Annotated in this window: 7 protein-coding genes; 3 read left to right on the top strand and 4 right to left on the bottom strand. The window is 69.3% G+C overall.

The annotated features are described in order from the left end of the window. Positions 1–917, bottom strand: a 917-nt coding sequence (locus ACXAID_RS26585) for a class I SAM-dependent RNA methyltransferase (protein WP_475025176.1), incomplete at its 3' end; no start/stop codon positions are given. Then, the gene (locus tag ACXAID_RS26580) at positions 914–2,908 is read right to left on the bottom strand and encodes an APC family permease (protein ID WP_475025175.1); all 1,995 of its coding nucleotides are present in this window, start codon (positions 2,906–2,908) and stop codon (positions 914–916) included. The genes ACXAID_RS26585 and ACXAID_RS26580, both read right to left, overlap by 4 nt. 122 nt (positions 2,909–3,030) lie before the next feature. On the opposite strand from ACXAID_RS26580, the gene ACXAID_RS26575 reads away from it, so the two are divergent. Both ACXAID_RS26575 and ACXAID_RS26570 read left to right on the top strand, forming a co-directional pair. Then, positions 3,031–3,702, top strand: coding sequence for a potassium channel family protein (locus ACXAID_RS26575; protein ID WP_475025174.1), 672 nt, complete (start codon positions 3,031–3,033; stop codon positions 3,700–3,702). A 42-nt stretch (positions 3,703–3,744) separates the two neighbouring features. Beyond that, positions 3,745–4,410: a potassium channel family protein gene (locus tag ACXAID_RS26570; protein ID WP_475025173.1), complete on the top strand. Its 666-nt coding sequence runs from the start codon at positions 3,745–3,747 to the stop codon at positions 4,408–4,410. Here the strand turns inward: ACXAID_RS26570 and ACXAID_RS26565 are convergent. Beyond that, positions 4,401–5,114, bottom strand: a complete 714-nt coding sequence (locus ACXAID_RS26565) for a DUF3159 domain-containing protein (protein WP_475025172.1) — start codon at positions 5,112–5,114, stop codon at positions 4,401–4,403. The genes ACXAID_RS26570 and ACXAID_RS26565 overlap by 10 nt on opposite strands. Further along, entirely contained in the window at positions 5,111–5,482 is a 372-nt protein-coding gene (locus ACXAID_RS26560; RefSeq protein ID WP_475025171.1) for an OB-fold nucleic acid binding domain-containing protein, read from the bottom strand. The genes ACXAID_RS26565 and ACXAID_RS26560 overlap by 4 nt, the downstream gene beginning before the upstream one ends. Positions 5,483–5,611: 129 nt before the next feature. Here ACXAID_RS26560 and ACXAID_RS26555 point away from each other — a divergent pair, with 129 nt between their 5' ends. Then, the gene (locus tag ACXAID_RS26555; RefSeq protein WP_475025170.1) at positions 5,612–6,355 is read left to right on the top strand and encodes an alpha/beta fold hydrolase; all 744 of its coding nucleotides are present in this window, start codon (positions 5,612–5,614) and stop codon (positions 6,353–6,355) included. Positions 6,356–6,406: the final 51 nt, after the last annotated feature.

Below are 6,406 nucleotides of genomic sequence, written 5' to 3'. Positions count from 1 at the left end.
GCCTGACGGGAGGTGTCGACGGTGAGCACCTGTCCGGTGTCGCCCACGGCCCGCGCCAGCGCCGCAGCGAAGATCCCGGCCCCGCCGTAGAGGTCCCAGGCGGTCATCCCGGGCTCGAGCGCGGCCCACTGGCCGACCAGCGCGCTGTAGCGTTCCGGCGCCTCCCGGTGCGCCTGCCAGAAGGCGGTCACCGGGATGCGCCACGTCCGCCCGGCCACGTGCTGGACGGCCTCGTAGTCGCCCTCGGCGACCGTCGCCACGCTGCGCGCACCCCCTTTGGCCGGTCTGCCGGCGACGGCGCGCCGCCGCGAGAGCACCACGTGGCGCTGCTGTTCGTCATCGAGTGCCACGTGGATCTGGGCGTCGGCCGGCCACCGGCGCTCGGCGATCCCGGCGAGTATTCCGGCGGGCAGCTGCGCGCAGTCGAGCCGGTGAACCAGCTCGTCGCTGTGGTAGCGGTGGAAACCGGCGCGTCCGTCGGCGGAGGTGGCCAGCCGCACCCGGGTCCGCCAACCGGTGACACCGACCGTTCCGACCGGCTCGGCCACCGCCGGCGACTCGTCACCCCACCGGTATCCGCCGAGCCGGTCGAGCTGGTTGGCCACCACTGCGCCCTTGAGCCGGCGGGCCGCGGCCGGTTCGGCGAACGCCAGATCGCAGCAGCCCGAGCCGTCCACACCGGCGATGGGACACAGCGGGTCGATGCGCTCGGGGGCCGCGTCGAGCACCTCGACGACGTCGGCGTGCCAGTAAGAGGTGCGCTCGGAGGCGGCCGGGGTGACCCGGACCCGCACCGTCTCACCGGGCAGCGCGTAACGCACGAACACCACCCGGCCGTCGTGGCGGGCCACACAGCTGCCGCCGTTGGCCGCCGCTCCGGTGGTCAGTGTCAGCTCGAACGGCTCGGCTGCACTCACTCGAGGAAGCCTCTGCGCGCGTCGCCGGGCGCGGACTGCGGCTCCAGATGTTTGAGCCGTTCCGACGACGACAGCTGCCAGGGCACCGAGGTCACCATGACGTTGGGCTCGAACAGCAGCCTGCCCTTGAGCCGCAACGCGCTCTGGTTGTGCAGGAGGTGTTCCCACCAGTGGCCGACCACGTACTCCGGGATGAACACGGTCACCACGGTGCGCGGCGAGTCCCTGGACACCCGCTTGACGTACTCGAGCACCGGGCGGGTGATCTCCCGGTACGGCGAGGCGATCACCTTCAGCGGCACGCTGATGTCGCTGTCCTCCCACTTGTGCACCAGCTCGCGGGTCTCGGCGTCGTCCACACTGACGGTGATGGCCTCCAGCAGGTCGGGGCGGGTGGCGCGGGCGTAGGCCAGTGCCCGCAGCGTCGGCATGTGCACGTTGGAGACCAGCACGATCGCGTGGTTGCGGCTGGGCAACACGATGTCCTCGGTCTCGGCGGCCCGCGACTCCAGTTCCCGGCTGACCGCGGCGTAGTGGCTGTGGATCATCTTCATCAGGATGAACACCGTGGTCATCGCCAGGATCGCGATCCAGGCGCCCACCATGAACTTGGTGACGACGACGATGATCAGCACGGTGCCGGTGCACAGGAACCCGATGGTGTTGATCACCCGCGACCGCTTCATCCGGCTGCGTGCGGCCGAGTCGGTCTCGGTGCGCAGCAGCCGGGTCCAGTGTTTGACCATGCCGATCTGACTCAGCGTGAACGAGACGAACACCCCGACGATGTAGAGGTGGATGAGCGCGGTGACCTGAGCCTGGAAGGCCACCACGAACGCCACCGCGCCGAAGGCCAGGAACAGGATGCCGTTGGAGAACGCCAGCCGGTCGCCGCGGGTGTGCAGCTGGCGGGGCAGGAAACGGTCCTGCGCCAGGATCGATCCGAGCACCGGGAAACCGTTGAACGCGGTGTTGGCGGCGAGTACCAGGATGAGCGCCGTGACGCCCGCGATCAGGTACAGACCGGGCGCGAAGTCGTGGAACACGGTTTCGGCCAGCTGGGCGACCAGCGTCTTCTGCTGATAGTCCTCGGGGGCGCCGACGAGCTGCTCGGCCGGCCGCTCGGCGATCTGCACGCCGGTGTCCTGGGCCAGCAGGATCATGCCCATGAACAACGTGATCGCGATCCCGCCGAGCATCGCGAGCGTGGTCGCCGCGTTGCGGGACTTCGGTTTACGGAACGCCGGGACGCCGTTGCTGATGGCTTCCACACCGGTCAGCGCGGCGCTGCCCGAGGAGAACGCCCGCGCGACGAGGAAGATCAGCGCGAAGCCGAGCACGTCACCGTGTTCGGAGTGCATCTCGAAGTCGGCGGACTCCGCGCGCAGCGGCTCGCCGAGGACATGGATCTGGAAGAAGCCCCAGAACAGCATCGCGAACATGCCGATCATGAACGCGTAGGTGGGGATCGCGAAGGCGGTGCCCGACTCCCGGATGCCACGCATGTTCAGTGCGGCCAGCACCATGATCGCCAGCACCGCGAACCACACCTTGTGCTGGTCGACGAACGGGATCGCCGAGCCGATGTTGGACGCCGCCGAGGCCATCGACACCGCGACGGTCAGCACGTAGTCGACCAGCAGCGCACTGGCCACGGTCAGGCCCGCGGTCGGGCCGAGGTTCGTGGTGACGACCTCGTAGTCACCACCGCCGGACGGGTAGGCGTGCACGTTCTGCCGGTAGCTGGCGATGACGATCAGCATGACCGCGGCCACTGCCAGGCCGATCCACGGAGCCATCGAGTAGGCGGCCAGGCCGGCCACCGACAGCACCAGGAAGATCTCCTCGGGGGCGTAGGCCACCGAGGACAGCGCGTCAGAGGCGAAGACCGGCAGTGCTATCCGCTTGGGCAGCAGGGTGTGGGAGAGCTTGTCGCTACGGAACGGCCGACCCAGTACCAGACGCCGGGCAACCGTCGAAAGCTTGGACACGAGTGCCAAGACTAAGCCCGCAACCACCCGGCCGTCGGAAAGCTGTAGCGTTCCGGGTGCGCGGGTTACACAACTGCGGTTATGGATATGCCGTGACGGCTCCGGCCGGAAAGGACCGTTGGGTGCGTGTAGTGGTCATGGGGTGCGGCCGAGTGGGAGCCTCACTGTCGGACAGCCTGGCCAGGATCGGCCACGACGTCGCGGTCATCGACCGGGACAGCACGGCGTTTCACCGCCTCTCCCCCGATTTCTCCGGTGAACGGGTGCTGGGCATGGGCTTCGACCGCGATGTGCTGATCCGGGCTGGAATCGAGGATGCGTCGGCCTTCGCCGCGGTGTCCTCGGGTGACAACTCGAACATCATCTCGGCGCGGGTGGCCCGCGAAACCTTCGGCGTGCCCCGCGTGGTGGCCAGGATCTACGACGCGAAGCGAGCCGCGGTCTACGAACGGCTGGGCATCCCGACGGTGGCCACGGTGCCCTGGACCACCGACCGGCTGCTGCACGTGCTGACCCGCGAGACCGAGACCACCAAATGGCGCGATCCCAGCGGCACCGTGGGAGTGACCGAACTCACGCTGCACGAGGACTGGGTGGGGCGACGGATCACCGACCTCGAAGCGGCGACCTCCGGGCGGGTGTCGTTTCTGATCCGCTTCGGCGCCGGGGTGCTGCCCGACGCCAAGACCGTGGTTCAGGCCGGCGACCAGGTGTACCTGGCCGCGATCGCCGGGCACATCGCCGAGGCGCTGGCGATCGCCGCGTTGCCGCCCGGCGAGGATCCGGAGGCTTGAGCAGATGAAGACCGCCGACGACGATCATGAGGAGCGGCGCAGATGAAAGTCGCGATCGCCGGCGCCGGCGCCGTGGGGCGGTCCATCGCCCGCGAATTGGTCGAGACCCACGAGGTCACGCTGCTCGAACGCAACCCCGACCACATCGACGTCGATGCGATTCCGGCGGCGCACTGGCGGTTGGGCGACGCCTGCGAGCTGAGCCTGCTCGAGTCGGTCAAACTCGAGGAGTTCGACGTCGTGATCGCCGCGACCGGCGACGACAAGGCCAACGTGGTGGTCAGTCTGCTGTCGAAGACCGAATTCGCGGTGCCCCGGGTGGTGGCCCGGGTCAACGACCCCCGCAACGAGTGGCTCTTCGACGAGGCCTGGGGGGTCGATGTCGCGGTGTCCACGCCGCGGATGCTGGCTTCACTGGTCGAAGAGGCGGTCTCCGTCGGCGATCTGGTGCGATTGATGGAGTTCCGCACCGGGCAGGCCAACCTGGTCGAGATCACCCTGCCCGACGACACCCCGTGGGGCGGCAAACCGGTCAAGCGCCTCGAGCTGCCCAGGGACGCATCGCTGGTCACGATCCTGCGCGGCCCGCGGGTCATCGTGCCCGAAGGTGACGAGCCGCTCGAGGGCGGCGACGAGCTGCTGTTCGTCGCGGTGACCGAGGTCGAGGACGAGTTGCGGGAGCTGTTGCTGCACCCCGGTCAGCGCTGAGCGTCGTCGCGACTGCCGGATTCGCCGTCGACGGCCGCGCTGTCCGCGGCACCGTCAGCGGTCTGCTCACGGACCGCGCGCTGCGCGGACCTGATCGCCAGATAGGTCACCAGCGCCGCGATCGCGGTCAAAGGCCAGCCCATCGCGATCCGGGCGACCCCGAGCCAGCCGGTCTGATCGGCGTCGTAGAGGTGATGCTGCACCACGAACCGAGAGGTGAACACCAGCACCCACACCACGGTGGCGACGTCGAAGGCCAGCACCGCCCGCCGGACACCGCGCCAGGCACCCCGGTCCTGGGTGTGCACCCAGCCCCAGATGTAGCCGACCACCGGCCTGCGGATGAGCACCGACGCGGCGAAGACCACCGCCCAGAACAGCGACATCCAGATGCCGAGCAGGAAGTAGCCCTTCGATGCGCCCACCAGGTAGGCGATCAGCGCGCTGATCGCGACCGCGAAGAAACCCGAGATGGCCGGCTGGGTGGACTCCCGGCGCACCAGCCGCCACACCAGGATCAGGGTGGCCACCGCCAGCGCGGCGATGATCGCGGGCATCAGCCCGAACGCCGAGGAGACCGGTACGAACACCAGCACCGGCAGCGACGAATAGATCAGGCCACTGACACCGCCCATCTGCTGCAGGACGGATGCGCCGCGTGTCGAAGGAGTCTGCGTGCCCGGTTCGGAGCCGGGATCACTCACTTCTGGATCTCGTAATGGGGGTTATAGATCGCCTTGGCGCCGCTGTCCAGCTTGCCCACCCGGCCGTGCACCTTGAGGGTGCGCCCGGATTCGATGCCGGGGATGCGCCGCTGACCCAGCCAGACCAGCATCACCGAATCGGTGCCGTCGAACAGTTCGGCCTTGACGCCGCCGGCGCAGCTCTTGCCGTTGCACTCGACGCTGCGCAGCGTCCCGACCATGGTGACCTCCTGGCCGCGCTGGCAGTCGATCGCCTTCTGCGCGCCGGTGTTGGCCGGGTCCTCGCTGAGTTCCTCGACATCGAGTTGCTCTGGGTCTTCGGTCAACCGACGGGTCAGCCGCCGTAGATACCCCTCGGCCGTGGCCATGGTGTTCACCTTCTGTCAATCCACTGTGGATTTACCCCGATCAACGCCACGGTAGACCTCTTGCTTCCCGGATGCCACGTGGGGGCGGGTCGGCGCGCCGCCGATTTTGCGACCAGGCACGATCGAGGGATGGCGGTCAATCTGAGTGGCGTCACAACCGTCCTGCTTCCCGGCACGGGTTCCGACGACGACTTCGTCTACCGGGCCTTCGCGCCCGCGCTGCACGAGGTGGGGGCCACCGTCGTCACCCCGGCTCCGCAACCGAAGCGGCTGATCGCGGGCTACCGGGACGAACTGGACAACATCGCGCGCGCCGACGAATCGCAGGCCATCGTGGTGGGCGGGGTCTCGATCGGGGCCGCGGTCGCCACCGAGTGGGTGTTGGCGCACCCCGACCGGGTGCTCGCGGTGCTGGCCGCGCTACCGGCCTGGACCGGGGATCCGGATGCGGCGCCGGCGGCGCAGGCGGCGCGCCATTCGGCGCACCTGCTGCGTCGGGACGGGCTGGTCTCGGCCACCACCCAGATGCAGGCGTCCAGCCCCAGGTGGCTGGCCGACGAGCTGGCGCGATCCTGGCTGCCGCAGTGGCCGGACCTGCCCGATGCGATGGACGAGGCGGCCCACTACATCGCCCCGACCACCGGTGAGCTGGAGGGGCTGGACGCACCGCTGGGTGTGGTGTCGGCGACCGACGATCCGGTGCACCCGGTGGAGGTCGGCATCGAGTGGGTGTCGGCCGCCCCGCGGTCGTCGTTGCGCACGGTGACACTCGACGAGATCGGCGCCGATCCGTCGGTGCTGGGCCGGCAGTGCCTGGCCGCGCTGGTCGAGGCCGATGACCCGAACCGGCGGCCCGGGCCGGGCCGGCACTAGCCGCCGGTGCTGGTGCGCAGCTGCTGCATCGCCGAACCCTGGGTGCTGCGC

The sequence above is a fragment of the Mycobacterium sp. ABE4_509 genome, from assembly GCF_056160785.1.
The sequence above is the reverse complement of the archived record's forward strand: the minus strand, read 5'-3'. Positions and strand labels throughout refer to the sequence as shown.